The 25,055-nt window shown below is 67.0% G+C and carries 21 protein-coding genes; 11 read left to right on the forward strand and 10 right to left on the reverse strand.

Features of this window, described 5'->3' with window-relative positions:
• The first annotated feature begins 16 nt into the window (after nucleotides 1–16).
• The 3 genes from Q8Q80_RS13345 to ugpQ are packed head-to-tail and all read left to right on the forward strand — an operon-like array spanning nucleotide 17 to nucleotide 2,362.
• Nucleotides 17–1,399 (forward strand): extracellular solute-binding protein, encoded by a 1,383-nt coding sequence (locus Q8Q80_RS13345; protein WP_305633380.1) that lies wholly within the window; start codon nucleotides 17–19, stop codon nucleotides 1,397–1,399.
• Entirely contained in the window at nucleotides 1,369–1,605 is a 237-nt protein-coding gene (locus Q8Q80_RS13350; protein ID WP_305633381.1) for a hypothetical protein, read from the forward strand. Before Q8Q80_RS13345 ends, Q8Q80_RS13350 begins: the two co-directional genes overlap by 31 nt.
• 10 nt (nucleotides 1,606–1,615) lie before the next feature.
• Nucleotides 1,616–2,362: a glycerophosphodiester phosphodiesterase gene (gene ugpQ, locus Q8Q80_RS13355; protein WP_305633382.1), complete on the forward strand. Its 747-nt coding sequence runs from the start codon at nucleotides 1,616–1,618 to the stop codon at nucleotides 2,360–2,362.
• Nucleotides 2,363–2,575: 213 nt separating this feature from the next.
• On the opposite strand, the gene Q8Q80_RS13360 is transcribed toward ugpQ, so the two are convergent.
• Nucleotides 2,576–3,424, reverse strand: a complete 849-nt coding sequence (locus tag Q8Q80_RS13360) for an ABC transporter substrate-binding protein (RefSeq protein ID WP_305633383.1) — start codon at nucleotides 3,422–3,424, stop codon at nucleotides 2,576–2,578.
• 171 nt (nucleotides 3,425–3,595) lie between these two features.
• On the opposite strand from Q8Q80_RS13360, the gene Q8Q80_RS13365 reads away from it, so the two are divergent.
• Together Q8Q80_RS13365 and Q8Q80_RS13370 are read left to right on the forward strand one after the other, a co-directional pair.
• Nucleotides 3,596–5,011 (forward strand): histidine kinase, encoded by a 1,416-nt coding sequence (locus Q8Q80_RS13365; protein ID WP_305633384.1) that lies wholly within the window; start codon nucleotides 3,596–3,598, stop codon nucleotides 5,009–5,011.
• A complete protein-coding gene (locus Q8Q80_RS13370) occupies nucleotides 5,008–5,655 on the forward strand; it encodes a response regulator transcription factor (protein ID WP_305633385.1) in 648 nt (215 codons plus the stop codon). The genes Q8Q80_RS13365 and Q8Q80_RS13370 overlap by 4 nt, the downstream gene beginning before the upstream one ends.
• Nucleotides 5,656–5,674: 19 nt before the next feature.
• On the opposite strand, the gene glpK is transcribed toward Q8Q80_RS13370, so the two are convergent.
• Nucleotides 5,675–7,150, reverse strand: coding sequence for a glycerol kinase GlpK (gene glpK / locus Q8Q80_RS13375; RefSeq protein WP_305633386.1), 1,476 nt, complete (start codon nucleotides 7,148–7,150; stop codon nucleotides 5,675–5,677).
• A gap of 122 nt (nucleotides 7,151–7,272) precedes the next feature.
• Between glpK and alaS the strand changes: the two genes are divergently transcribed.
• Nucleotides 7,273–10,002, forward strand: a complete 2,730-nt coding sequence (alaS, locus tag Q8Q80_RS13380; protein ID WP_305633387.1) for an alanine--tRNA ligase — start codon at nucleotides 7,273–7,275, stop codon at nucleotides 10,000–10,002.
• The gene (locus Q8Q80_RS13385; RefSeq protein ID WP_305633388.1) at nucleotides 10,002–10,298 is read left to right on the forward strand and encodes a hypothetical protein; all 297 of its coding nucleotides are present in this window, start codon (nucleotides 10,002–10,004) and stop codon (nucleotides 10,296–10,298) included. The genes alaS and Q8Q80_RS13385 overlap by 1 nt, the downstream gene beginning before the upstream one ends.
• Nucleotides 10,299–10,321: 23 nt before the next feature.
• Here Q8Q80_RS13385 and Q8Q80_RS13390 read toward each other — a convergent pair whose 3' ends face one another.
• The 4 genes from Q8Q80_RS13390 to Q8Q80_RS13405 form a co-directional block, all read right to left on the reverse strand.
• Entirely contained in the window at nucleotides 10,322–11,149 is an 828-nt protein-coding gene (locus Q8Q80_RS13390; RefSeq protein ID WP_305633389.1) for an HDOD domain-containing protein, read from the reverse strand.
• Nucleotides 11,150–11,173: 24 nt separating this feature from the next.
• On the reverse strand, nucleotides 11,174–12,406 hold the full coding sequence (locus Q8Q80_RS13395) for an EAL and HDOD domain-containing protein (RefSeq protein ID WP_305633390.1): 1,233 nt from the start codon (nucleotides 12,404–12,406) through the stop codon (nucleotides 11,174–11,176).
• Nucleotides 12,407–12,539: 133 nt separating this feature from the next.
• Nucleotides 12,540–13,916 carry a phosphomannomutase/phosphoglucomutase gene (locus Q8Q80_RS13400; protein WP_305633391.1) on the reverse strand — a complete coding sequence of 459 codons (1,377 nt, stop codon included), beginning with the start codon at nucleotides 13,914–13,916 and terminating at the stop codon, nucleotides 12,540–12,542.
• 124 nt (nucleotides 13,917–14,040) lie between these two features.
• The gene (locus tag Q8Q80_RS13405; RefSeq protein WP_305633392.1) at nucleotides 14,041–14,619 is read right to left on the reverse strand and encodes a TetR/AcrR family transcriptional regulator; all 579 of its coding nucleotides are present in this window, start codon (nucleotides 14,617–14,619) and stop codon (nucleotides 14,041–14,043) included.
• Nucleotides 14,620–14,735: 116 nt separating this feature from the next.
• Here Q8Q80_RS13405 and Q8Q80_RS13410 point away from each other — a divergent pair, with 116 nt between their 5' ends.
• From Q8Q80_RS13410 to Q8Q80_RS13420, 3 genes are all read left to right on the forward strand, one after another.
• Entirely contained in the window at nucleotides 14,736–15,488 is a 753-nt protein-coding gene (locus Q8Q80_RS13410) for an electron transfer flavoprotein subunit beta/FixA family protein (protein WP_305633393.1), read from the forward strand.
• Between the two features lie 12 nt (nucleotides 15,489–15,500).
• A complete protein-coding gene (locus Q8Q80_RS13415) occupies nucleotides 15,501–16,436 on the forward strand; it encodes an electron transfer flavoprotein subunit alpha/FixB family protein (RefSeq protein WP_305633394.1) in 936 nt (311 codons plus the stop codon).
• A gap of 99 nt (nucleotides 16,437–16,535) precedes the next feature.
• A complete protein-coding gene (locus Q8Q80_RS13420) occupies nucleotides 16,536–18,326 on the forward strand; it encodes an acyl-CoA dehydrogenase (RefSeq protein WP_305633395.1) in 1,791 nt (596 codons plus the stop codon).
• A 240-nt stretch (nucleotides 18,327–18,566) separates the two neighbouring features.
• Here the strand turns inward: Q8Q80_RS13420 and ylqF are convergent, their stop codons facing one another.
• The 4 genes from ylqF to Q8Q80_RS13440 form a co-directional block, all read right to left on the reverse strand.
• Complete coding sequence (gene ylqF, locus Q8Q80_RS13425; protein ID WP_305633396.1) at nucleotides 18,567–19,487, reverse strand: ribosome biogenesis GTPase YlqF; 921 nt, start codon at nucleotides 19,485–19,487, stop codon at nucleotides 18,567–18,569.
• A 233-nt stretch (nucleotides 19,488–19,720) separates the two neighbouring features.
• On the reverse strand, nucleotides 19,721–20,500 hold the full coding sequence (locus Q8Q80_RS13430) for a thioredoxin family protein (protein ID WP_305633397.1): 780 nt from the start codon (nucleotides 20,498–20,500) through the stop codon (nucleotides 19,721–19,723).
• A 101-nt stretch (nucleotides 20,501–20,601) separates the two neighbouring features.
• Entirely contained in the window at nucleotides 20,602–21,675 is a 1,074-nt protein-coding gene (locus tag Q8Q80_RS13435; RefSeq protein WP_305633398.1) for a PEP-CTERM sorting domain-containing protein, read from the reverse strand.
• A 171-nt stretch (nucleotides 21,676–21,846) separates the two neighbouring features.
• On the reverse strand, nucleotides 21,847–23,433 hold the full coding sequence (locus Q8Q80_RS13440) for a gamma-glutamyltransferase family protein (protein ID WP_305633399.1): 1,587 nt from the start codon (nucleotides 23,431–23,433) through the stop codon (nucleotides 21,847–21,849).
• Nucleotides 23,434–23,654: 221 nt separating this feature from the next.
• Between Q8Q80_RS13440 and Q8Q80_RS13445 the strand changes: the two genes are divergently transcribed.
• A complete protein-coding gene (locus Q8Q80_RS13445; protein WP_305633400.1) occupies nucleotides 23,655–25,055 on the forward strand; it encodes a chloride channel protein in 1,401 nt (466 codons plus the stop codon).

The following is a 25,055-nucleotide window of genomic DNA, read 5'->3' on the forward strand; positions in this document are numbered from 1 at the left end:
CAGAGGAGATTTCCGGATGTTCATCAAGCCGTTAGCCGCGTTGATCGCGGCCAGCGTCATGCTCGCGCCAATGTCGGCGACAGCCAACCCAGCAACCGCGAAGCCGGCGGCCAGCGCCAAGGCGGGCAAACCCGCCGCCAAGGCCAGTGCGAAAGCCGGCACCAAGGCCGCCGCGCCGAAAGAAGCCACCGAGATCGAACTGGCGCACGGCCTGGACGAGGCCACGGCAATTGCCCTGCAGGCGCTGGTGGATGACTTCAACGCCGGCGGCAAGGCCAGACAGAAGATCGTGCTCAGCACGCGCAACTGGGAAGAAACGGACGCTGCGGCGCCTGCACTCCCGGCCATGCTGGTGCTCGACGACGGCGCGCGCCAGCGCTTCCTCGATGGCAAGCCGCGCTACACCCCGCTGCATCAGGTGATGACGACCGCGAAGGAAAAATTCACCCACGCAGCGATTCCTGCGCCGATGCCGCCCTATCTGAATGGTGCGAAAGGCCGCCTGAACGCGCTGCCGATCGGGCTCACGACACCGGTCATGTTCTACAACCGCGACGCCTTCAGCCGTGTCGGACTTGACCCGAACGTGCCGCCGACGCACTGGTTCTCGCTGCAGGAAGCGCTCGGCACATTGCGCGATGGCGGCTACGCCTGCCCCTACACCAGCGCGCGTCCGACGCAGATCCACGTGGACAACATCAGCGCCTGGCACAACGAGCCGTTCGCGCGCAAGCAGGGCAAGACCGGCGAAGCGCTCGCCATCAACGGCCTGGTGCAGGTGAAGCATCTGGCCATGATGTCTTCCTGGTACAAGAGCCGCTACCTGCACATTTTCGGTCGCGCTGACGAGGCGGTGCCGATGTTTGCCGGCGGCCAGTGTCAGGTGCTGACGGCACGCTCCTCGGCCTGGCCGCAGATCAAGCGCGATGCCAGGTTCGATGTCGGCGTCGCAGCGCTGCCCTTTCACGAAGACATCCGCAACGCGCCGCGCCATACGCTGGCCGATGGTGCCAGCCTGTGGGTGAGCGCCGGTCGCGGCGCCGAGGAAACGCGCACCATCGCGCGCTTTGTCACCTTCCTGCTCGATCCGGACCGCCAGGCCCGGTGGTCGCTGGCCACCGGCTTCATCCCGCTTAACCGCGCCGGCATGGTGGCCATCAGCCCGGTCGATGCGCCGACCGCGGACAGCGTCGCCCGGGTGGCACTGCGCCAGCTGGCCGGTCGCGCCGGTGCGAAGGACGAGCAGACCAGCATCGCCGCCAGCAACCCGCGCGTGCGTGCGGTGCTCGACGAAGAACTGGAAGAATTGTGGGCCGACCGCAAGCCGGCCAAGGCTGTGCTCGACACGGCGGTGCTGAGGGCAGGTCCATGTGTGAAGTCGATCAACTCGTCCTGCTGATCCGCTCGGCGCGTGAAGACGCGTCGGTCGGAGAACCGCTGCGCCGGCTGCTCGCGCTCGACGACGCGGCGCGCGTCAAGGCGATCGAGAAGTGGGTGCGCGAAGGCGTCGCCGCCGGCACGTCGGTGGGAATGCTGAGCGCCATCGCGTGGCTGACCGACGACGACGTCGCGCGTCAGGCGCGCGAGTTGCTCGATCCCGCCTGAAGCCGACCCGATGACGTCCAGGCTGTCGCCCTGGCGCTATCCGCTATGGATCGCCCATCGCGGCGGTGGCTCGGCGGCGCCGGAGAATACGCTCGCCGCGATCCGCATCGGTGCGGCAGCCGGCTTCGGCATGGTCGAGTTCGACGTCATGCTGAGCCGCGATGGTGTGCCGCTGCTGATCCACGACGAAACCCTGGAACGCACGACCGACGGCGTGGGCGCGGTCAGCGCGCTCGACGCCGAGGCGCTGCTGCGCCTGGACGCCGGGCGCTGGCACGGCCCGGCTTTTGCCGGTGAGCGCATTCCGACGCTGGATCAGGCGCTCGATTGCCTGCTCGAGCTGGACATCACCGCCAACATCGAAATCAAGCCGGCCATCGGCTTTGAACGGCGCACCGGCGAAGTCGTCGCGCTCGCGGTCGCCGCGCGCTGGCCTGCCGGCCTGCGGCCGCCGCTGCTGTCCTCGTTCTCGATGGACGCCCTCGAGGCGGCGCGCGAGGCGGCGCCCGATCTGCCGCGCGGTCTGCTGTTCGACGACATTCCCGATGACTGGCCGGCCCGCTTGCGCCAACACGCCGCGGTGTCCATCCATTGCAACGAGGCGGCTCTCGACGATGACGTCTTGCGCCAGGTGTGCGACGCGGGTGTGCCACTGCTCTGCTACACGGTCAACGACATGGCGCGCGCGCGCGACCTGATCGCGGCCGGTGTGCGCGGGCTGTTCACCGACTGCATGGCGTTCGGCCGGCCGGGCTGAGCAGCACCGGCATGTGGACGATGTTGGGCATCGTTGCGCTCACCCCAACCTACGGAACGCGATTTGGCGGCGGCTTGCCGGAGTAGGTTGGGGTGAGCGCAGCGATGCCCAACGACAGCCCCAACCCCATGAACACCCGCCGCCCCATCTGCGGCGGCGGATTCGCGCTCGTGTTCGCTGTCGCGCGGGGCAGGCGGGCGAAGTGCCGGGGCGCTACAGGGGCGCCATCCGCGTCACCGCGTATTTGCCGAAGATGCGGTCCAGCGTGCCGTCGCGCGCCATGTCCGCGATGGCGTCCTGTAGCGCTTGCGCCAGTTCCACGTTATCTGCCTCGACCGCGAGGCCGAGCGCCCAGCCGGCCTGCGGCAGGCCGGGCAGCGGCGGTGGCGTGCTGATGACGAATTTAGCGCCGGTCGCGGCCTTGATCGGTTCGACCTGACTGCGCATGCCGAAGAACCCGGCGATACGGCCTTCTTCCAGCGCGCGCTGCGCCTCGTACGGCGAATGGAAATGATGGATCTGCTCGCGCAGGCGGCCCGCGTCCGACGACAGCAGCGCGAACGACATGATGGATTCCGTTTCGACCCCCAGTGACTGGTCGGTCACGTCGGTGATGGCGTCGAGCTTGGGCAGCAGTTCCGTGGTGCGGATCACTGCCATGGTTTCGCGGTGGTAGGGCGCGAATATCTTCACCTGCGGGTTGCGGAAGCTCATTCCCGGGTCGACCGGCACATGCACCATCACGTCGGACGGGCCCGGCCCGAGACCGAGGAAATTGCCTTTCCAGACGATGTTGCGCAAATCGTCGTCCATGTTTTCGCCCGCGTCGTATGCGCGTACGTCGACCGCGACGCCGAGCCTTTCGGCCAGCGCGCGCCCGAGCTCGACGTCGATGCCGGTGCCCTGATCGGAATAGGGCGGGAAGTCCTTGTAGACGCCGACGCGCAGCGTACCGCTGCTGCGGATCTGCGCCAGATCGCGCGCCTGGGCGCCGCTGTAGGCAATGGTGCACACGGCGGCGATCGCGGCCGTGACGAGGCAGGTGAACGAGACCGGACGCATGAAGTTTCTCCTTTGGATACGCCGGTGCAGCTTACGGACCGCAACCACGCAGGGCGCCGGCAATATGCCGATCTTCAGGCGGTCAATTTGCCTGCCGCCCGTCCGAGGCGTCCGTCCTATCATGGCGGCCCACGTTGACATCGTCCGGCAGCAATATCCTGGAACGCCTTCATGAAACGTGTCGATCTCAAGCGCAGCCTGCTGTTGCGCATAACCCTTTTCGCATTCGTGCTGCTGCTGAGCGCGATCGCCGCCACGCTGCACGAGGCGCGCAGCCGTATCCGCGCAGACCTGCAGCGCACCGGCGGCACCATCCAGCAACTGATCCAGAATGAAGCGACGAATGCCACCCCGGCCTTCGACCGCGATCTGCGCGGGCTTGACTTGTCCGCTCTCGCGGGCCTGGGCCGCCTCATTCATTTCTGCGTGCGGGTCGACGACCTGTATTCACGAACGGTTGTGCGGCGCTGTTTTGGCGACGCTTCCGGACCGCTGTTGCTGCCGGCCTCGCTGATGCAACGGCTGGTCGGCGACGATGCGGTGTTCATCGGCCACGTCGGCAAGTTCCCCGGCATCAAGGTGGGCGAACTGACGATCACGCCCAATTTCGCCAGCGAAGCGGCCTCCGTGTGGCGCGACGTGCGCAACCTGCTGTTCATCACCGGCGGCGTACTGCTGCTCAACGTGCTGGTCTATCTGCCGGTGCGCCGCGCGCTGCTGCCTACCGCCGACATCCTGAACCGGCTCGCGCGCATGGAAAGAGGCGACCTGACGGTGCGCCTGCCGTCCTTCGAACTGGTCGAACTGCAGCGCATCAGCGGGGTGTTCAACCATCTGGCCGACCGCCTGGAACAGACCGTCGCCGAACAGCGGCAACTGGCCCTGCGACTGCTCGACATCCGCGAGGAAGAACGCCGTCATCTGGCGCGCGAACTGCACGACGAACTGGGGCAGTGCCTGACGTCCATCCAGGCCGAGGCGGCCTACGTGCGCGAGTTGGCCGGCGACCGACTGCCGACGCTGCTGCCCAGCGCCGAGGCGATTTCGCGCATCACCGCCCACATGATGGAAGTGCTGCAACTGATCCTGCGCGAACTGCGCCCGGTCGGGCTGGAGGAATTCGGTCTCGCCGCCAGCCTCGAACAACTCGTCGCCAGCCGCAACCGCAGCAGCCACGGCCGCTGCCTGCATGCGCTGACGATAGTCGGCGAGGTCGACACGCTGGCCGACAACCTGAACGTGAGCCTGTACCGCATCGTCCAGGAAAGCCTGACCAACGCGGTCAGGCACGGCGACGCGCGTCACGTCGAGGTATCGCTGCGACGCGACGGCCCGGAACTGCTGTTGCGCATCGATGACGACGGCCTGTCCGACCCCGGCACGGGTTTCAGTGGCGGGCTGGGGATGCTCGGCATGAGCGAGCGCGTGCACGCGCTCGGCGGCACGCTGGTGCTGGCCCCGCTCGAGGGCCGCGGCCTGCGCGTCGAAGTCAGGCTGCGCGTACCGGGTGGGCAGGCGCCGGCCCGCCCGCCGTCGATGCCGCCGCATCCGGAATTCACGCCGGCCGCCAGCGGAGCGCCGGCATGATCCGCCTGTTGCTGGTCGATGACCACGCGGTGGTGCGCGAAGGCTACCGCCGCCTGCTCGAACAGCGCGGCGACCTGCGCATTGAGGCCGAAGCGGCGACCGCGACCGAGGCGCTGGTGGCCTTCCGCAACGTCGGGCCGGATGTCGTCGTGCTCGATCTTTCGCTGCCCGACATGGGTGGCGTCGAACTGATCCGCCGGCTGCTGCAGCGCGATGCGCGCGCCCGCATCCTGGTGTTCAGCATGCATCGCGATCCGCTGTTCGCGACCCAGGCATTGCGCGCCGGCGCCCTGGGTTACGTGACCAAGAGCTGCGCCCCCGAAGTGCTGATCAAGGCGGTGTACCAGGTCGCTGCCCGCCAGCGCGTGCTCAGCCCCGACATTGCGCCCGACATCGCGCTGGCGCTGCTGAGTGACATCGACAATCCGCTCGACGCGCTGTCGCTGCGTGAATTCGAGGTGCTGCGCCTGTTGCTCGATGGCCGTTCGGCCGAAGAGATCGGCCTGTCGCTGCACATCAGCCCGAAGACCGCGCAGAACACGCACTACCAGATCAAGGCCAAGCTCGGCGTGAAGAGCGACATCGACCTGATGCGCATGGCGATCAAGTGGAAATTGGTGCGCGACGACAACGCCGAAGCTTGAGCCGCCGTGCCGTTTCCGCTCAGGCCGATGCGGCGCGCAGCAAGGTCGAGCGCAGCGCCGCCTGCCACTGGCGGATCAGCGCGTCGGGCGCTGCATCGCGGCGCGGTTCGTACCGCTGCGCGGCTTCGTCTGCCGGGTGCATGGCGACGCCGGCGCCACGGGCGGCGAGCAGGGCCGCGCCGAGCGCGGTGGTTTCGGCGGTGGGTGCCACGCGCACCGTGCTGCCCAGCAGGTCGGCCTGCATCTGCATCAGCAGCGCGTTGGCGGTGCCGCCGCCGTCGACGCGCAGTTCGCGCAGGCGTACGCCGGCATCGGCTTCCATCGCCCGCATCACGTCCAGCGTCTGCAGCGCAATGGCTTCGAGCGCGGCGCGGGCGATGTGGGCGCGCGTGGTGCCGCGGGTCAGGCCGTAGATCGCGCCGCGCGCATCGGCCGACCAGTGCGGCGCACCCAGGCCGGTGAAGGCGGGCACGATGGTGACGCCGGCACTGTCCGGCACGCTGGCCGCCAGCGCCTCGATGTCGCCCGAGCGGGCGATCAGCCCCAGTCCGTCGCGCAGCCACTGCACCAGCGCACCGGTCACGAACACGCTGCCTTCGAGCGCGTATTCGATGCGCGCCGACGTCTGCGCCGCACAGGTGGTCAGCAGACCGTGGCGCGACACGATGGCCTGCTCACCGGTATGCATCAGCATGAAACAGCCGGTGCCGTAGGTGTTCTTGGCCAGCCCCGGCGCCGTGCAGCCCTGCCCGTAAAGTGCCGCCTGCTGGTCGCCGGCGATGCCGGTGATCGGCAGCGCGCGGCCGAACAGCGCGGCACCGGTTTCCGCCAGGGCACCGCTGGACGGCACCACGCGCGGCAGCAGCGAACGTGGAATCGAGAACAGTTCGAGCAGGCCGTCGTCCCACTGGCCGGTGTGGATGTCCAGCAACTGGGTGCGGCTGGCGTTGCTCAGGTCGGTCAGGTGCGCGCGCCCGCCGGTGAGCTGCCACACCAGCCAGCTGTCCATCGTGCCGCAGGCCAGTTCGCCGCGCCGCGCGCGTTCGCGGGCACCGGGCACGTGGTCGAGCAGCCAGGCGATCTTGCTGGCCGAGAAGTAGGGGTCGAGCACCAGGCCGGTCTTCGCGCGCACCGCGTCCTCGTGGCCATCGGCCTTGAGGCGGGCGCAGAAGTCGGCGGTGCGCCGGTCCTGCCAGACGATGGCCGGGGCCAGCGGCTCGCCGGTCGCGCGGTCCCACAGCACGACGGTTTCGCGCTGGTTCGTGATGCCGATCGCGGCGATGTCGGTCGGCGCAAGCGCGGCGCGCATCAGCGCCTCCTTCACGCAGTCGACGGTATCGGTCCAGATGCGCCGGGCGTCGTGTTCCACCCAGCCAGGCTGCGGGTAGTGCTGCGGCAGTTCGCGCTGCGCCATCGCAACGATGCCGCCGTCGGTGTCGAACACCAGTGCGCGCGAACTGGTCGTGCCCTGGTCGAGTGCGAGGATGTGGCGCATGTCTTCTCCTTGTCCGCCTGTCGTATCCACGGCAGCGCAGTCATCGGGCGCTACGGGCGGAATGCTAGAATCTGCGGCTGTTTCGCGCAGTTTAGCGCTCTCCTGATCCCCCATTGCCGACCATGACCAGCGCCGACATCCGCTCCGCCTTCCTGAATTTCTTCGCGTCCAAGGGCCACCAGATCGTGGCGTCCAGTTCGCTGGTGCCGCACGAAGACCCGACGTTGCTGTTCACCAACGCCGGCATGAACCAGTTCAAGGACGTGTTCCTCGGCTTCGACAAGCGCAGCTACAACCGCGCGACGACCTCGCAGAAATGCGTGCGCGCCGGCGGCAAGCACAACGACCTGGAAAATGTCGGCTATACCGCGCGCCACCACACCTTCTTTGAAATGCTGGGCAACTTCAGCTTCGGCGACTATTTCAAGCAGGACGCCATCGATTACGCGTGGGAACTGCTGACCGGGGTGTTCAAGCTGCCGGCGGACAAGTTGTGGGTCACGGTGTACGCCGAAGACGACGAAGCCTATGCGATCTGGCGCGACCGCATCGGCGTGCCGGTCGGGCGCATCGTGCGCATCGGCGACAACAAGGGCGCGCGCTATGCGTCCGACAACTTCTGGATGATGGGCGACACCGGCCCGTGCGGCCCGTGCACGGAAATCTTCTACGACCACGGCGAAGACATTCCGGGCGGCCCGCCGGGGTCTCCCGATGAAGACGGCGACCGCTACATCGAAATCTGGAACAACGTGTTCATGCAGTACAACCGTGACGAAGCCGGCGTGCTGCATCCGCTGCCCAAGCCCAGTGTCGACACCGGCATGGGTCTCGAGCGCATCGCCGCCGTGCTGCAGCATGTGCACAGCAATTACGAGATCGACCTGTTCGTCGCGCTGATCGCCGCCGCCGCGCGCGAAACGCACACCACCGATCTCGACAATCCGTCGTTGAAGGTGCTGGCCGACCACATCCGCGCCTGTTCATTCCTGATCGCCGACGGCGTCATCCCGGGTAACGAGGGGCGCGGCTACGTTTTGCGCCGGATCATCCGCCGCGCCATCCGCCACGGCTACAAGCTGGGCGCGCGCGCCGCGTTTTTCCACCGCATGGTGCCGGACCTGGTGGCGCAGATGGGCAGCGCCTATCCGGATCTGGCCGCGGCGCAGCAGAAGGTGATGGACGTGCTGCGGCAGGAGGAGGAGCGCTTCTTCGAAACCATTGCCAACGGCATGGACATCATCGAAGCGGCGCTGGGCGGGCTGGCCGCCAGGGGCGGGCGCGAACTGGATGGCGAAACCGCCTTCAAGCTGCACGACACCTACGGCTTCCCGCTGGACCTGACCGCCGACGTCTGCCGCGAGCGCAACGTGACGGTCGACGATGCCGGCTTCGAGCGCGCGATGGCGCATCAGCGCGAACAGGCGCGCGCCGCCGGCAAGTTCAGGATGGCCTCGGCGCTGGAATACGAGGGCACGGCGACCGTGTTCCGTGGATATGACACGCTTGCCGTCGACGACGCGCGGGTGGTGGCGCTGTACAAGGACGGAACGCCGGTCGCGTCATTGACCGAGGGCGAGCAGGGCGTTGTGGTGCTCGACCGGACACCTTTCTATGCCGAATCCGGTGGCCAGGTCGGTGATCGCGGTGTGCTGCTTTCTCCCTCTCCCGCATCAGCGGGAGAGGGCCGGGGTGAGGGCGTTTTTTCAGCGGATCAAACGCGACCGGCCCTCACCCCCGACCCCTCTCCCGCTGATGCGGGAGAGGGGGGTGTCTGTTTCACCGTCGAGGACACGCTGAAGATCCAGGCGGCGGTGTTCGGCCATCACGGCGTGGTCAGCACCGGCCGTCTGGCGGTCGGCGACACGGTCAGCGCGCGCGTCGATGTGCGCGCCCGCGCCGCGACCGCGCGCAACCACTCGGTCACCCACCTGATGCACAAGGCGTTGCGCGAGGTGCTGGGCGAACATGTGGCGCAGAAGGGTTCGCTGGTCGATGGCGACAAGACGCGCTTCGATTTCGTGCATCACGCGCCGATGACCGATGACGAAATCGCCCGCGTCGAGCGCCTCGTCAATACCGAAATCCTCGCCAACGCGGCGACGCAGGCGCGGGTCATGGGCATCGAGGACGCGCAGAAGACCGGTGCCATGATGCTGTTCGGCGAAAAGTACGGTGACGAGGTGCGCGTGCTCGACATCGGCTCCAGCCGCGAACTGTGCGGCGGCACCCATGTGGCGCGCACCGGCGACATCGGGCTGTTCAAGATCACGGTCGAAGCGGGGGTCGCGGCGGGCGTGCGCCGCGTCGAGGCCATCACCGGCGAAAACGCGGTCGGCTTCGTGCAGGGACAGGACCGGCTGGTCGCACAGGCGGCTGCGGCCTTCAAGGCGCCGCCCGCCGAACTGCCGGCCAAGATTGCGCAGACGCTGGATCACGTGCGTGCGCTGGAAAAGGAGCTGGCCCGGCTGAAGAGCAAGCTGGCATCGAGCCAGGGCGACGATCTGGCGGCGCAGGCCGTGACCATCGGCAGTGCGAAGGTGCTGGCAGCGGTGATGGAAGGTGCCGATGTGCCGGCGTTGCGCGAAACGCTGGACAAGCTGCGCGACAAGCTCGGTTCGGCTGCCATCGTGCTGGCCGCGGTCAACGACGGCAAGGTGAGTTTGATTGCCGGCGTGACGCCGGACCTGACGGCGAAGGTGAAGGCCGGCGAACTGGTCAATTTCGTTGCTGCCCAGGTCGGCGGCAAGGGCGGCGGCAAGGCCGACATGGCGCAAGCCGGCGGCACGCAGCCGGAAAATCTGCCGGCGGCGCTGGCCGGCGTCACCGCATGGGTGGAGAGCAGGCTGTGATGAAACGGATGATGTTCATGACGCTGGCGCTTGCCGCCGGCGCGCTGGTGCAGGCCGGCGAGGGCGCGATGATCGAAGCGACCACCGCGGCCGGCGAGAAGGTGCAGCTGATGCCGGACGGGCGCTGGAAGTTCGTCGATCAGGCGAAGCAGGCCGAGGCGAAGAAGATTGCCGACACCTACCCGGAAAACCATTTGCGCCCGGAAGGCGCACAGGGCGGCTGGTTCGGCACCCGCGTGCTCATGCCGGGCGACAGGGACTACAACCGCGGCACGCTGAATCCGAAGATGCGTTGACCCGGCCCGCCGGAGGCAGCGGGTCACAGCACCAGTTCTGCTCCCGTCGCGTGTTCCGCGCAATACTCGATATCGGGCAGGATGGCCGTGCGGTCGAGGCCGCACAGGTCGGTGATACTGCGGTTCAGGTGTTCGGCGATGTCTTCGGGCTTCACGTCATCATCAATTTCCATCGCGATCTGGGCGGCGACATTGGTCAGTCGCGCGAGACGCGTGGCGCTCTCGTTGTGCGGCTGGCAGTAGTACTGCATGGCCCGCGCGACGTCATCCGGAAAATTCCAGCGGGCGGCCAGTTCGGCACCCACTTCGCAGTGGTTGGTGTGGACCTTCAGCTGCTCGACGGCTGCGCGCTCGCTGACGCTGAGATGATGACAGTCGCGCGCGATTTCTTCGGCCAGCCGTGGAAAGGCGATGTGGATCATCAGCTGGCCCAGCCGGTGCATCAGGCCGGCGACGTAGGCGTTGTCGGCCTTTTCGCCAGCGTGGCGCGCCAGCATTGCGTTGGCGCTGGCGGTCATCAATGCGTGGCGCCAGAAGTCCTTCAGGTCAACACCCGGTACCTTGGGAAATGCGCTGCTCACCCCGGCCGAAATGACCAGCGTGCGCAATACCCGGGTGCCCACCAGCGTGACCGCATGTTCGATCGACCCGATCGTGCGCCGACTGCCGTAGAAGCCTGAATTGGCAATTCGCAGCACGCGTGCGCTGATCACCGGATCGAGCCGGATGTCGGCGATCAACGGCTGCAGGTCGGCATTTTCATGTTTGAGGGTGTCGATCATCTTCTGCACCACCCGTGGAATGACCGGTAGTTGCGCGGTGGCGCTGAAAATGCGTTCCATTGCGTTCATGCAGGCTTCCTTTGTGCGTTCTGGTCATTGGCCGAGCGTTGCCGCCCAGGCCATGGATTCGGAGCTTGCATTCGTGAAATCGGTCAGGCCGAGCGTCGGCAATCGGGTGAGCGTCAGCACGAATTCGTGCGGCGTGTTGTCCTCCCAGTTGCGCATCAGCGTGAGCAGCGCGCCAAGATTGCCCGACCCATCGTTCAGGGCATTGCGGATGGAAACATCGACCGCCAGGGTCTTCAGTATTTCGTCCATCCGCACGCCGAGCAGTGCTGGCAGCAGCGAAAGGATGCCGGTCAGGAACGCGCATTCGGGGTCGCAATCACGGCTGTCGCACCTTTCCGCGAGCAGCTCCATGGTGCGCGCGCGAGTGGCCACCATCGCGAGCAGCGGGCCGCCGGCCTGCTCGCCGCCTTGTGGGCAGAACAGCAACAATTGCAGCCAGCGCTGCAGCTGGGTGCGCCCGAGCAGCGTGATGGCCTCGCGCGCAGAAGATATCTGGTGCCCGCCGTTGCCGATCGAGTTCGATACCCGCATCAGATTCACCAGCAGCGCCGGTTCCTGCTTGATCAGCGGCTCCATTTCCATCGTTTCGGCGTCGCCGATGACGAGCCCAAGCAGTCGAAGCAGCGTCGTTTCACTCGATTTCAGCGCACGTGTGCTCAGCACGCTGGGACGGGCGAAAAAGTAACCCTGGAAGTAGGCAAAGCCCAATTCGTTGCAGCGCTGGGCCTGTTCGGCACTGTCGACCTTTTCTGCCAGAAGCTTCGCCTTGTAGGGTTTGAAGCTTTTGACGATGGCCGGCAGCGTGTCCGGGTCGATGCCCAGCAGGTCGATCTTCACGAAGGACGCAATCTCGATGAGGGGCCGGAAGTCGTCCTCCAGGCTGAGCACGTCGTCAAGCGCCAGGCGGAAGCCCTTGGCCACCAGGTCGCGCGCGCGCTCGATGACCAACGGCGTCGGCGGGATCGTTTCCAGCAGTTCGATGACGATCTTGTCTGGTGGCAGCAACTCGATTGTTTCGGACATCAGCATTTCCTCGCTGACATTGATGAAGCCGAAAGCGCTGCCGAGCGAGTTTTCCAGACCCAGCTCGTTGAATACCGTGGTGATCACGCGGGCGGTCGCACTGACGTCGCTGCTGAATTCCGCATGCTCCATCTGACCGGAACGGAACAGCAACTCGTAGGCGTAAAGCGCACCATTCCGGTCGAGTATGGGCTGGCGACCGACGAAGATGGGGGTTACGTTGTCATTCGACATGTACCGGTTTCGGCATGCCGTACTCAAGATTGAGGGTTTCCCGAGCTTATTTTTCCAACAGGTGCCCATCTCTGCCCACTGCGTCACGGATGGCCGGCCTTGCAGGTCGGCCATCCGCTCAGGGCGTGGCGGGTCAGAACGGCAGTTTCAGCTCCGGCCGGGCACGCAGCAGCACGCCGCGGAAATCGTCCTGGATGCGGGCCAGCGCGGCGTCGGTGTCGGCTTCGAAGCGCAGTACCACGACCGGCGTGGTGTTCGAGGCGCGCATCAGGCCGAAGCCGTCGGCGTACTCGACGCGCAGGCCGTCGATCTTGATGATTTCGCGCGCGCCGTCGAACACCGCCGACTGCTGCATCCCGGCGATCAGCGCGTGCGGTTCGCCCTCGTTCATCTTGAGGTTGAGTTCCGGCGTCGAAATCGCGGTCGGCAGGGCCTTCAGCACGACGTTGCCGTCGGGCGAGGCGGAGAGGATTTCCAGCAGGCGCGCCGCCGCGTACAGGCCGTCGTCGAAGCCGAACCAGCGCTCCTTGAAGAACATGTGGCCACTCATTTCGCCAGCCAGCGCTGCGCCGCTTTCCTTGAGCTTGGCCTTGATCAGCGCGTGACCGGTGTTCCACATGACGGGCTCGCCGCCGTGTTCGCGCACCCAGGGTGCGAGCAGGCGCGTGCATTTCACGTCGTAGACGATCTGTGCGCCGGGCTGGCGCGACAGTACGTCGGCGGCGAACAGCATGAGCTGGCGATCGGGGTAAATGATTTCGCCGTCGCGCGTGACCACGCCCAGGCGGTCGCCGTCGCCGTCGAAGGCGAGACCGATTTCGGCATCACCGGCGGCCAGCACGCGGATCAGGTCTTCCAGGTTTTCCGGCTTGGACGGATCCGGATGATGGTTCGGGAAGTGGCCATCCACTTCGCAGAACAGCGGCGTCACCTGGCAGCCCATGGCTTCGAACAGCTTGGGGCCGATGTCGCCGGCCACGCCATTGCCGCAGTCGATGACGATTTTCATCGGCCGCTTGAGCTTCACGTCGGACGTCACGCGGGCGATGTAGGCATCGCGCACGTCGGCATGGCGGGTGGTGCCCACGCCATGCACCAGATCGTTCTCGATGATGCGCCGGCGCAGGTCCTGGATCATGTCGCCGTACAGCGTCTGGCCGCCGAGCACCATTTTCAGGCCGTTGTAGTCGGGCGGGTTGTGGCTGCCGGTCACGCTGACCGCGCTGTCGGTGCCGAGATCGAAGGCGGCGAAGTACGAAAGCGGCGTCGGCACGCAGCCGATGTCCAGCACGTCGACACCGGCGGCATTGATGCCGGCGGCCAGTGCGCCCGCCAGTTCGGGTCCCGACAGCCGGCCGTCACGGCCGACCGCGATGGTGCGCTGGCCGCGTTTGACGGCTTCGGAGCCGAGCGCGTGGCCGATGGCGCGAACCGCCTCCGCGGTCAGCGTCTTGTCGACGATGCCGCGGATGTCGTAGGCCTTGAAAATTTCGGGTGCGGGGAAGGACATCTGTTTTCCTTTCTCTGGATTCGGGGGCGGCACGGTGCATCGGGTGCCATGCGGCAGCGCGGCAATTATCCGTCGCTTGCCATGACAGTGACGCGTATCAGTGCGCACTTCAGTGCGCAAACCCTCATCCGCCGGTGATCAGGCGCGCGATGAAGGCGCGCGAGGTGGCCGGGCGCAGCGCCTCGCGCTCGCCGTCCATCATGCCGAGGCCGAACACATAGGCGTACAGCAGCAGGCTGCGGCTGGCGGCATCGTCGGCGCCATGGCCGGCAGCGACGAACAGTGCGGCGGCGCATTCGAGTCGCACCGCATCGACGGCGTCGATCACGGTCTGAGCCGCCGCGTCGTGGCGCGCCCAGTCGCGGATCGCCAGTTCCACGCGCATGCCGCGCTGGTTGCGCGCCAGACTGTAGGTGTCGATCACGTGGTGAAGTTGCGCGATCTCGTGGCCGGGCGCACATTGCGTGCGCTGCGTGATGTCGTCGATGCGGCCGGCCCGCCAGTGCTCCAGCAGGGCGTCGAGCAGCGCGCGGCGGTCCTTGAAGTGCCAGTAGAAGCTGCCCTTGGTCAGCCCGAGCTGGCGCGCCAGGCTTTCCACCTTGACGCCGTCGACGCCGCTGTCGGCCAGCGTCTGGGTGGCCGCGCGCAGCCAGGTATCGCGGTCTGTCTGGAGCCGGGGCGTGAGGGGTTCGGGTTCTGGCATGAGGTTATTCCGCTTCCGGGTATTGACCATGGATTCAGGCATACGGTAGCGTACGGACCTGGACATACGCATCCGTATGGACGCGACAGCACCTATCGGCGCAGGAGGCGCGAACGATGAAAGCACTGGTTCCGGTCAAGCGGGTGATCGATTACAACGTGAAGATCCGCGTGGCGGCCGATGGCAGCGGCGTGGAAACCGCCAATGTGAAGATGTCGATGAATCCGTTCGACGAAATCGCGGTGGAAGAAGCGGTGCGGCTGCGTGAAGCCGGCACGGTGAGCGAAGTGGTTGTCGTGTCGTGCGGGACTGCGGCATGCCAGGACACCTTGCGTGCCGCGATGGCGATCGGCGCCGACCGCGCCATCCTGGTCAGCACCGAGGTCGAACTGCAGCCGCTTGCGGTGGCCAAGTTGCTCGCCGCGGTGGCGAAACGCGAAGCGCCGCAGTTGATCGTCTGCGGCAAGCAGGCGATCGACGACGACGCCAACCAGACCGGTCAGATGCTCGCGGCGCTGCTCGGCTGGGGTCAGGCGACCTTCGCGTCGAAGGTGCAGCTGGCCGACGGTCGCGCCGTGGTGACGCGCGAAATCGATGGCGGCCTCGAAACCGTCAGCGTCGCGCTGCCGGCGCTGATCAGCACCGATCTGCGCCTGAACGAGCCGCGCTACGCCAGTCTGCCCAACATCATGAAGGCGAAGAAGAAGCCGCTCGACACGCTGACGCCCGACGAACTGGGCGTGGACGTGACGCCGCGCCTGACGACGCTGCGCGTCGTCGAACCGCCGAAGCGGCAGGCCGGCGTGAAGGTGGCCGACGTCGCCGAACTCGTTGCGAAGCGTCGCACCGAAGCCAGAGTGCTGCGCTGAGGAACCCCTGACATGAACATTCTGGTCATTGCCGAACATGACAACGCCGCGCTGCGCCCGGCGACGTTGAACACGATCACCGCCGCCTTGAAGATCGGTGGTGACATCACCGTGCTGGTCGCCGGCCACGGCTGCGCCGCGGCAGCGAGCGCCGCAGCAGCCGTCGCCGGCGTCACGAAGGTGCTGACTGCCGACTCGCCCCAGTTCGAACATGCGCTGGCGGAAGACGTGGCCGCGCTGGTACTGGCGCTGGCGGCCGACTACAGTCATCTGCTCGCACCGGCCAGCAGCTTCGGCAAGAACTTCATGCCGCGCGTCGCCGCACTGCTCGATGTGGCGCAGGTGTCGGACATCGTGGCGGTCGAATCGGCCGACACCTTCGTGCGCCCGATCTACGCCGGCAATGCGCTGGCCACGGTGCAGAGCCGCGACGCGATGAAGGTCATTACGGTGCGCGCGACCGCGTTCGACCCGGCGCCGGCTGCCGGCGGCGGTGCCGCGATCGAAGCCATCCAGCCACCGGCGGCGACCGGGCTGGCCACTTTCGTGTCGCAGGAACTGTCGCAGTCGGCGCGCCCCGAACTCGGCTCGGCACGCGTCGTCGTGTCCGGCGGACGCGGGCTCGGCAGCGGCGAGGCCTACCACAGCGTGCTCGAACCGCTGGCCGACAAGCTCGGTGCCGCACTCGGCGCCAGCCGTGCCGCGGTTGATTCGGGCTATGCGCCGAACGACTATCAGGTCGGTCAGACCGGCAAGATCGTCGCCCCCGATCTCTATATTGCCGTCGGTCTTTCGGGGGCCATCCAGCACCTGGCCGGCATGAAGGAATCGAAGGTCATCGTCGCCATCAACAAGGACGCCGATGCGCCGATCTTCCAGGTCGCCGACTACGGCCTGGTGGGCGACCTGTTCGAACTGGTGCCGAAGCTGGTTGCGGAGCTGGGGTAGCCGGCGCTGGGGGCAGGTGGGAAGTCGCAGGTAAGTCTTTCGCCGCCGCGTTCGGCGGCGCAGCATCAACGGGCCGCCAGAGCCCCGGAGGAGTGAGCCATGAGTGAATACGTTGCCCCGCTGCGCGACATGCGTTTCGCGCTGGAACTGGCCGGGCTGGCCGAAGTGGTGGCGCTGCCCGGGCTGGAGGATTCGAGCCCCGACGTGGTCGATGCCGTGCTCGACGAGGCCGCGCGCTTCACCTCCGAAGTGCTGTCGCCGCTGAACTGGATCGGCGACCGCGCCGGCGCCACGCTGGGCGCCGATGGCCGCGTGACGCTGCCGGAGGGCTTCAAGGATGCCTACCGGCAGTACGCGGAGAACGGGTGGAACGGCATGGGCTGCGACCCGGCACACGGCGGAGCGGGCATGCCGCATGTAGTGGTCGCGATGATCCAGGAAATGGTGATGGGCGCGAACATGGCATTTTCGCTGTGCCCGCTGCTCACCGCCGGCGCCATCGAAGCGCTGTCGCTGTGTGGTTCGGATGAACAGAAGCACCTGTATCTGGACAGGATGGTGAGCGGCGAATGGACCGGCACCATGAACCTGACCGAGCCGCAGGCCGGCTCCGACCTCGCCGCCGTGCGCACCCGCGCCGAGCCTCAGGCAGACGGCAGTTACCGGGTATTCGGCCAGAAGATCTACATCACCTTCGGCGAACACGAACTGGCTGACAACATCGTGCATCTGGTGCTGGCGCGCACGCCGGGCGCACCCGAGGGCATGAAGGGTATTTCGCTGTTCATCGTGCCCAAATTCGTTCCGGACGCCGACGGCAAGCCGTGCGCGCGCAACGACGTGCGCTGCGTGTCGCTGGAACACAAGCTGGGCATCCACGCCAGCCCGACCTGTGTCATGGCCTACGGCGACGACGGCGGCGCGATCGGCTGGCTGTGCGGCGAGGAGAATCGCGGCATCGAGTACATGTTCATCATGATGAATGCCGCGCGCTATGCGGTCGGCCTGCAGGGCATTGCGGTTGCCGAGCGCGCGTTGCAGGCCGCGATGGACTATGCGCGCGAGCGGGTGCAGGGCACCGAAGCCGGCATGAAGTCGGGCGAGCGGGTCGCCATCATCCGCCACCCGGATGTGCGCCGCATGCTCATGCTGATGAAGTCGCAGGTCGAGGCGATGCGCGCGCTGGCCGCCGTGACGGCGGCCTCGCTGGACCGTGCCGAACATGATCCCGACTCCGAGACGCGCGTTCGCGCGCAGGCTTTCGTCGAACTGATGATTCCGCTGGTCAAGGGCTGGAGCACCGAAACGTCCATCGATATCGCCTCGCTGGGCGTGCAGGTGCACGGCGGCATGGGCTACGTCGAGGAAACCGGTGCGGCGCAGTACCTGCGCGACGCGCGCATCACCACGATCTACGAAGGTACGACCGCCATTCAGGCGAACGACCTGGTCGGCCGCAAGATCGCGCGAGACGGCGGTGCGGCCGCCCGCACGGTGATCGCCGATATGCGCGCGCAGTGCGACGCGCTGGACGCGACCGGTGACGCGGCGCTGGCCGTGATCGCCGCCGCCCTGCGCGACGCAGCGCAGGCGCTGGAGCGCGGCGTGGGTTTCGTCATCGAACATTTCCGCAGCGATGTACGCGCCGTGCTGGCCGGAGCGGTGCCGCTGCTCGGCCTGTTCGGCCGCGCCGCCGGCGGCTGGCAGATGGCGCGCGCCGCGTTGTTGTCGCACCGTCATCTGGCCGGCGGCAGCAACGACGCAGCCTTCCATCGCGCCAAGATCGCCAGCGCCCGCTTCTACGCCGACCATGTGCTGAGCCAGTGTGCCGGCCTGGCGCATGTCGTGTGTCAGGGGGCGGCCGGTACGCTGGACGAGTCGCTGGTCTGAATGACGGCTACATCGACGTCGCCCCGGTCCGCTCCTGCGGTTCCGGCGGTGCCGTGCGTCCGGCGCCCTGGCCGCGCAGTCGGCGGCCAGCATCCGGGCGCGCGATTGCGGTGTTTCGAGGCTGGCGCGGCCGATGGCGCCGTGACATGCTTTTTTCGCAGGAGCGGACCCTGTCCGCGATCAGATCTTCGCGCCTGCCATGTCGCTTGATTACGAACGCATCGCGGACAGGGTCCGCTCCTACGGTTCCGGCGATGCCGTGTCGTCCGGCGCCTTCTGTCGTGCCTTTTCTGCCCTGGCGGCGCGGTCGGCGGCCAGCATCTGTGTGCGCGATTCCGGGGTTTCGAGGCTGACGCGGCCGATGGCGCCATCGCGATAGTCCTGCAGCAGGGTGAACGACGCCTTTTCGTAATCCGGCGCGCCGCCCTTGATGCGGTAGCCGCGCCGGGCGGCGATGTGCTGGATGACCGACACACCGTCCATGTCCGGCGTGCAACCGTAGCGCGCGGTCATCAGTGCCGGGTATTTCGCCTGCAGCAGGTTGCCGAGAAAGGTGGCGACCTCTTCGTCGATGATCGCGTTGCGGCCGATGGCGTGGCTGGCCGCCAGCATCAGGCCGTCGCTTTCGTGCTCGATCTTCGGCCACATCAGGCCGGGTGTGTCGTACAGCGTGAGCCGCGGCGTCAGGTGGATGCGCTGGATGCTCTTGGTGATTGCCGGCTCGTCGCCGGTCGCGGCGACATGCTTCTTCACCAGCGCATTCATCAGCGTCGACTTGCCGACGTTCGGGATGCCCATGATGATGAGGCGCAGCGGTTTGAGGTTGTCGTCGCGGTGCGGCGCGAGCGACTGCGCAAGCTGTTCGATGCGCTTCGCGTCGCCGGGCTTGCGCGCCGAAATCGACACCGCCTTCGTGTTCGGCTGGGCGTTGAAATGCTTCAGCCAGGCTGCCGTCGCCTCCGGGTCGGCGAGGTCGGCCTTGTTCAGCAACTTCAGGCAGGGCCGGTTGCGATGCGTGCGGATGGCGTGGATCAGCGGATTGCTGCTCGCGTCGGGCAGGCGGGCGTCGAGCACCTCGACCACCACGTCGACCGACTTCATCGCGTCGGTCGCGTGCTTGCGCGCGGCGGTCATGTGACCGGGGAACCACTGGATGGACATGTGAGACGGACAACGGAATAAGGCCGCCATTCTACCGGTCGACCGGCTGCGGGCGTGGCGCTGCACAATCGTTCATCGTACGGCCGTGCGAACTGCGAGAATCCTGAAACACAAACCGGCAACGCGACCCGAGGAGAAATCGATGCTCGTCCGACTGATCCAGGCCAGCCGCGTCCAGCCCGATGTCGGTCGAAGCGCTGTTTCAGGCGCTCATCGGCGTGGCGTGCTGGACGTCAACGCGCTGAAGCTGGCGCTCCGCACAGCGCAAGCGAAGCACCGAGCAACGCAGCTCCGGAGTCGGCATCGGCCTGCAGCAGCGCCACGCCAAGATCGGCGCGTTTCCAGGCCGGGTCAAGCGCGATGTCGCGCACCAGATTGAACTGCCCCTGTGCGTCAGGCGTGAACGGGCCGATCAGGGTGCGCACGACGAAGTCGTGCTGCAATGTGCGACCCGCATTCTCGCCGCCTGAAATCTTCGATCCCAGCATGCGTTCATACACGGCGACATAGCCCACCGTGCCGCCGGGCAGCGTGGTGCGCGCGTCGACCTTGAGCAGGTTGCCGCGCACATCGAGCGACAGCATCACGTCAGCGGCCGGTGGCGGCGCCTTGCGCGCCAGCGTCGTGCGCACCGCGTCAGCCGAGCGCCAGCCGCGAAAATCCTCGCCCGACAGCCTGACCTGCGGTGTGTAGACCACGCTGCCACCCTCGGCGCGCGCCAGCCGGCGTTGTCGTGCCGAATGGGCGCCCGACGAGTACGGGTCACGCCAGCCCAGGTAGTCCCAATAGTCGACATGGAAGGCCAGCGGCACGACCTGCTGCGCGTCGGCCGCCTGTTTCAGCGAACGCAGCCAGTCGTCGGCCGGCGGGCAACTGCTGCAGCCCTGCGAGGTGTAGAGCTCGACCACCGGCACCCAGCTGCGGCTGGCCTGGCAGGCCGGCGCGCTCTGCGCGAGGACGACTGGAGCGAACGCAGCAGCCAGCAGGCCTGGCAGGACAGAACGCAGCGACATGGAAGGCCTCCGGCATGGGGACATGCGCAGATGACCGGTGTCGCTGCGCCGACCTTACGTGTCTTTCCAGGACGCCGCTGCATTGACCGGCCGCTGCGTCCTCACATCCGGCGACGACGCAGCAGCGCAAGCACGCCCATGCCGCCCAGCATCGACAGCCACGTCGACGGCTCCGGTACCGGTGCGGCAGCGAGGTTGGCAGCCGCCATCTGCGCACCGATGTAACGGCCGACTTCGCCGGCGCCCTCCGGATCTGCTTCATCGAACGGCTGCGCTTCGTGATCTTCGGGATTGTAGGCGCCCAGATATTCATAGAACTCGTAGCGCCGGATGATCGATTTCTTGCCACCCAGGTCGCCCGCGAGCGGCTTTTCCAGCAGCAGTTCGTCGCCCTCGCCGTTGTCCTTGCCCTCCGGCTTCGCCTGGAACAGCACCCACTCGATTTCCGTTTCCGACTGTTCGCGCGGCACGACTTCGTTGTCGCTCAGCAACTCGTCGAGTTCGACTTCGCGCTCGATCTCCGTCGTGTACACCTTGACCCACTGCGCCTCGCCATACTGCTCGTGCTGCTCCGCAGGTTCCGGCGCAATCACTGCCTGCACCACCGGTGCGGCAGCCGGCTGACCGGGGTCTGCCGGCACCGGATCGATGACCTGCCAGACCGGGGCCGCGATCAGCACATTGCCGCCGACCGGCGTGATCTGCCCGGTCGCCGCATCTCCCTTGAGCCAGCGATACGAGGTGCTGGTTGCGTTCTTTTTAAGGCCGAGGCCGAAGTGCTCACAGCCGCTGCCCGCGTAGCCGGCACCGCCGCCGGACCAGCAACTGTGACCGTCGGTCGGCGAAAAGCTGGTGGGGACAGGCGTCGCGGTCATGAAAGCGCCATTGGCAATATCGTAGGCACTGAGGTAGCGCACGAAGATGCCGCCGGCGAAGCTGTCGACACGTGGACTGCCGTAGCGATTGTAGGTACCGCCGAAGGTGTAGGTCACGTCCGAATCGGCTACCCCATGCAGTTCGATCTCGAAGCCATGCGTTTCCGAGCCGGTGTCGTTGTAGACGTCGAAGTTGCTCAGGCTGCCGTAGACGTTCGGGCTGGCAATGGCCGCGCCAGTACTGCCCGCCAGCAGTGCCACCGCGATCCAGCGTGTGCTGCGGGATGACCTCTTGCTCATGTTTTTATCCTTGTGTTTGACTGGATGGCGTCGGCAGCGCGCGCGGCACGACGCACGGCGCGAGTTTGCTGACGTAGATCAATCGTCGTACGCAGACAAAAACCCTGCATTAAGCAGGGGTTAACGAGCGGCGGTGGCGACGCTGGGCGCTTGCGGGTGTGCTCTGACGCCTCAGGCGTACTCGACCGAACCGTCCGAGCGCGGGTCGGCAGCACCTTCGATCCGGCCGTCGGCGTGGCGAACGATGAGGCCGGCGTGACCGGCGCTTTCGTCGAACTCGAGCAGCGACTCGACCACATGACCCCGCTTGCGCAACGCGTCGAACACCTCGGGCGCAAAGCGCGACTCCAGTTTCAGGGTGTCGCTGTCCGAGCCCCAGGTCCGGCCGAGCAGCCAGCGCGGTGCCGCGACTGCGGCGGTCACGCTGTCACCGAACAACAGGTGGCGCAGCAGCACGGCGGCCTGGAACTGCGGCTGTCCGTCGCCACCCATCGAACCGTAGACAACCGTGCGTCCGTCGGCCAGTTGCGCCATCGGCGGGTTCAGCGTGTGGAAGGGCTTGCGGCAGGGCTCCAGCGCATTGAGCGCGCCGATCGCCAGCGAAAAGCTGATGCCGCGGTTCTGCCACAGCACGCCGGTGTCACCCGCGATCACACCGCTGCCGAACTCGTGGTAGATGCTCTGGATGAAGCTCACTGCGCGGCCTTCCGCGTCAACCACGCCCATCCACACCGTATCGCCCGGCGCACCGCTGACCCAGCCACCGGCGCGCTGCAGGTCGATGCCATCGGCCAGCATGTCGAGACACTCGTCGGACAGCAGCGACTGCGCGTCCGTGCGCATACGGGCCGGATCGGTCAGGTGACGGTCGCGGATCACGAAGGCCTGGCGCGTCGCCTCGACCACGCGATGGACGAATTCGGCAGACTGCCCGTGCAGACCGTCGAGTCCGAGGCGGTCGAGCTGGCCGAGTATCAGCAGCGACAGCAGGCCCTGGGTGGGCGGCGGCGTGTTGTAGACGTGGCCCAGGCTGTGCTCGAGCTTCAACGGCGTGCGCCACTGCGCGCGATGCGTGAGGAAGTCGGACAGGCGCAACGGGCTGCCGGCGGCGCCCAGCGCGGAGGCCATGCGGCGCGCCAGGTCGCCGCGGTAGAAATCTTCGAGTCCGGCGCGCGCCAGCTGGGCGAGCGTGTCGGCCAGACGTGGCTGACACAGCACATCGCCGGCCTGCAGCACCCTTTTGTCCGGCATGAAATGCGCGGCGAAGCCGGGCTGGTGGCGCAGTTCTTCCTGTTTCATGTGCAGCCCGTGTGCCAAGCTGCGCGAAACCGGCATGCCGGTCCGCGCATGGTGTTCGGCATCGCGCAGCAGGCGCGACAGCGGCAGGCGCCCACCTGCCTGGGCCGCCGCTTCGAGTGCCAGCTGCCAGCCCGACACGGTGCCGGCCATCGTCAGTGCGGCAAGCGGACCGCGGGTCGGCAGGCGGTTGCGCACGTCGTGGTCGGCGTACCAGGTACGACTGGCGATTACCGCCGCGGCGCCGCATGCGTCGATCGCGCGCGGCGGCTGGCCCGGTTCGGCGATCAGCCAGAAACCGTCTCCGCCGAGCGCGTTCATGTGCGGATAGACGACGGCGATGGTCGCGGCGGCGGCGATCATGGCTTCGATCGCATTGCCGCCTTCGCGCAGCACGTCGCGCGCCGATTCGCTGGCCAGGTGATGGGGGGCGACCGCGATGCCGCGGGCAGTGGGTTTCATCGGGGCATCTCCATGGGCGGCCGCGCGGGCGGTTTCGAATGCCCCCGTATGGTGCATCAAGCGGCATCGCTTGCGCGGCTTTCCGGCATATTCGAGGCCAACCCGCCGCTGCAACGCGGTTACCGTCGCTTTGCAGGCGTCGCGGCTGGCGGCATGCATCTTGCGTTCTGCAGGCACCGTCGGTGCCGTGCTGCGCCTTACCCTGCTTACGGATTCAAACGATGCGTCAGAAGTCTTCGCTGCGGTTATCGCTGTCTGCCTTGCGCGCCCGAGTGCGGCTTGCCTGGCTCGAATTCAGGTACCCGGCGCTGCGCCGGCGCAACCAGGCCTATTTCAAGGTGTGGCTCGGCCGTCTCGTGCTGTGGGGCGGCGCCGTCGTGGTGGGCATGCTCGCCGTCGGCTTTGCGCAGTTGTCGGACCTGGCCATCCACCACTTCCGGGACATGGCAAGCGAGAACCCGTGGTGGCCCTTCCTGCTGACGCCGCTTGGCGGTGCACTGTGCGTGTGGGCGACGCGGCGCTGGTTTCCCGGTGCCGAAGGCAGCGGCATTCCGCAGACCATTGCCGAAATGTCGCGCCCGGAAGATCGAAGCTGGAAGCCGCTGCTGTCGCTGCGCATCATCGTCGGCAAGATTGTCATCGGCGCGGCGGCCGTTGGCAGCGGATTTTCGCTGGGCCGGGAAGGTCCGACCGTGCAGGTCGGGGCGTCGATGCTCAATGCGCTGCACCGGCTGCTGCCGGGCGGCCTGCACATTCCGCGTACCCACATGCTGGTCGCCGGCGGTGCGGCCGGCATCGCTGCGGCATTCAACACGCCGCTGGCCGGCATCGTGTTCGCCATCGAAACGCTGTCGCGCAATGTCGAGTCGCGCATGAGCGGTCTCATCATCACCGCCATCGTGCTGGCCGGCATCGTGTCGCAGGCCTTTCTCGGCAAGGCGAGCTACTTCGGCCAGATCGCCATCGCCGGTACCGACCGTGAAATGGCGCTTGCCGTGGCGATCACCGCGCTGGTGTGCGGCGTCGCGGGCGGCCTGTTCTCGCGCATGCTCATCATCAGTTCGACGTCGTGGAAGGGACGGATGGCGGATTATCGACGCGACCATCCGATCCGCTTTGCCGCCGGCTGCGGCCTGCTGGTCGCCGCACTGGGCTACGTCACCGGCGGCACCAGCTTCGGCAGCGGCTACGGCGAAACCCGTGCGCTGCTCGAAGGCGACACGTCACTGGAGTGGTACTACGGCCCGGCCAAATTCCTCGCCACGCTGATCGCCTACCTGTCCGGCCTGCCGGGCGGCATCTTTGCGCCCAGCCTTGCGATCGGTGCCGGCATCGGCCACGACCTTGCGCCGCTGATCGGCCAGCAGGACGCGCCCGGCATGCTGCTGGTGCTGTGCATGGCCGGCTTTCTCGCCGCGGTGACCCAGTCGCCGATCACCTCCTTCATCATCGTGATGGAAATGGTCGACGGCTATTCGGTGGTGATCGGCCTGATGGCGGTATCGCTGCTGTCATCGGGGGTATCTCGCATCTTCAGCCAGCCGCTGTATGAAACGGTGGCACGGCACATGGTGGCGCGCAACGGCGGACCGATCGTGGCGCAGCGGGAGGAAAAGCCGTAG

Origin of the sequence: Methyloversatilis sp. (assembly GCF_030698125.1) — a bacterium.
Lineage (GTDB): Bacteria > Pseudomonadota > Gammaproteobacteria > Burkholderiales > Rhodocyclaceae > Methyloversatilis.

Bases quoted from the DNA above. Each gene is read 5' to 3' on its own strand.
- Q8Q80_RS13390 (WP_305633389.1), bottom strand. From the start codon at position 11,149: ATGAACGCAATGGAACGCATTTTCAGCGCCACCGCGCAACTACCGGTC.
- alaS (WP_305633387.1), top strand. From the start codon at position 7,273: ATGACCAGCGCCGACATCCGCTCCGCCTTCCTGAATTTCTTCGCGTCC.
- Q8Q80_RS13360 (WP_305633383.1), bottom strand. From the start codon at position 3,424: ATGCGTCCGGTCTCGTTCACCTGCCTCGTCACGGCCGCGATCGCCGCC.
- Q8Q80_RS13400 (WP_305633391.1), bottom strand. From the start codon at position 13,916: ATGTCCTTCCCCGCACCCGAAATTTTCAAGGCCTACGACATCCGCGGC.
- ylqF (WP_305633396.1), bottom strand. From the start codon at position 19,487: ATGTCCATCCAGTGGTTCCCCGGTCACATGACCGCCGCGCGCAAGCAC.
- Q8Q80_RS13405 (WP_305633392.1), bottom strand. From the start codon at position 14,619: ATGCCAGAACCCGAACCCCTCACGCCCCGGCTCCAGACAGACCGCGAT.
- Q8Q80_RS13350 (WP_305633381.1), top strand. From the start codon at position 1,369: ATGTGTGAAGTCGATCAACTCGTCCTGCTGATCCGCTCGGCGCGTGAA.
- Q8Q80_RS13435 (WP_305633398.1), bottom strand. From the start codon at position 21,675: ATGAGCAAGAGGTCATCCCGCAGCACACGCTGGATCGCGGTGGCACTG.
- Q8Q80_RS13365 (WP_305633384.1), top strand. From the start codon at position 3,596: ATGAAACGTGTCGATCTCAAGCGCAGCCTGCTGTTGCGCATAACCCTT.
- Q8Q80_RS13415 (WP_305633394.1), top strand. From the start codon at position 15,501: ATGAACATTCTGGTCATTGCCGAACATGACAACGCCGCGCTGCGCCCG.
- Q8Q80_RS13345 (WP_305633380.1), top strand. From the start codon at position 17: ATGTTCATCAAGCCGTTAGCCGCGTTGATCGCGGCCAGCGTCATGCTC.
- Q8Q80_RS13440 (WP_305633399.1), bottom strand. From the start codon at position 23,433: ATGAAACCCACTGCCCGCGGCATCGCGGTCGCCCCCCATCACCTGGCC.
- Q8Q80_RS13385 (WP_305633388.1), top strand. From the start codon at position 10,002: ATGAAACGGATGATGTTCATGACGCTGGCGCTTGCCGCCGGCGCGCTG.
- Q8Q80_RS13395 (WP_305633390.1), bottom strand. From the start codon at position 12,406: ATGTCGAATGACAACGTAACCCCCATCTTCGTCGGTCGCCAGCCCATA.
- Q8Q80_RS13370 (WP_305633385.1), top strand. From the start codon at position 5,008: ATGATCCGCCTGTTGCTGGTCGATGACCACGCGGTGGTGCGCGAAGGC.
- Q8Q80_RS13445 (WP_305633400.1), top strand. From the start codon at position 23,655: ATGCGTCAGAAGTCTTCGCTGCGGTTATCGCTGTCTGCCTTGCGCGCC.
- glpK (WP_305633386.1), bottom strand. From the start codon at position 7,150: ATGCGCCACATCCTCGCACTCGACCAGGGCACGACCAGTTCGCGCGCA.
- Q8Q80_RS13430 (WP_305633397.1), bottom strand. From the start codon at position 20,500: ATGTCGCTGCGTTCTGTCCTGCCAGGCCTGCTGGCTGCTGCGTTCGCT.
- Q8Q80_RS13410 (WP_305633393.1), top strand. From the start codon at position 14,736: ATGAAAGCACTGGTTCCGGTCAAGCGGGTGATCGATTACAACGTGAAG.
- Q8Q80_RS13420 (WP_305633395.1), top strand. From the start codon at position 16,536: ATGAGTGAATACGTTGCCCCGCTGCGCGACATGCGTTTCGCGCTGGAA.
- ugpQ (WP_305633382.1), top strand. From the start codon at position 1,616: ATGACGTCCAGGCTGTCGCCCTGGCGCTATCCGCTATGGATCGCCCAT.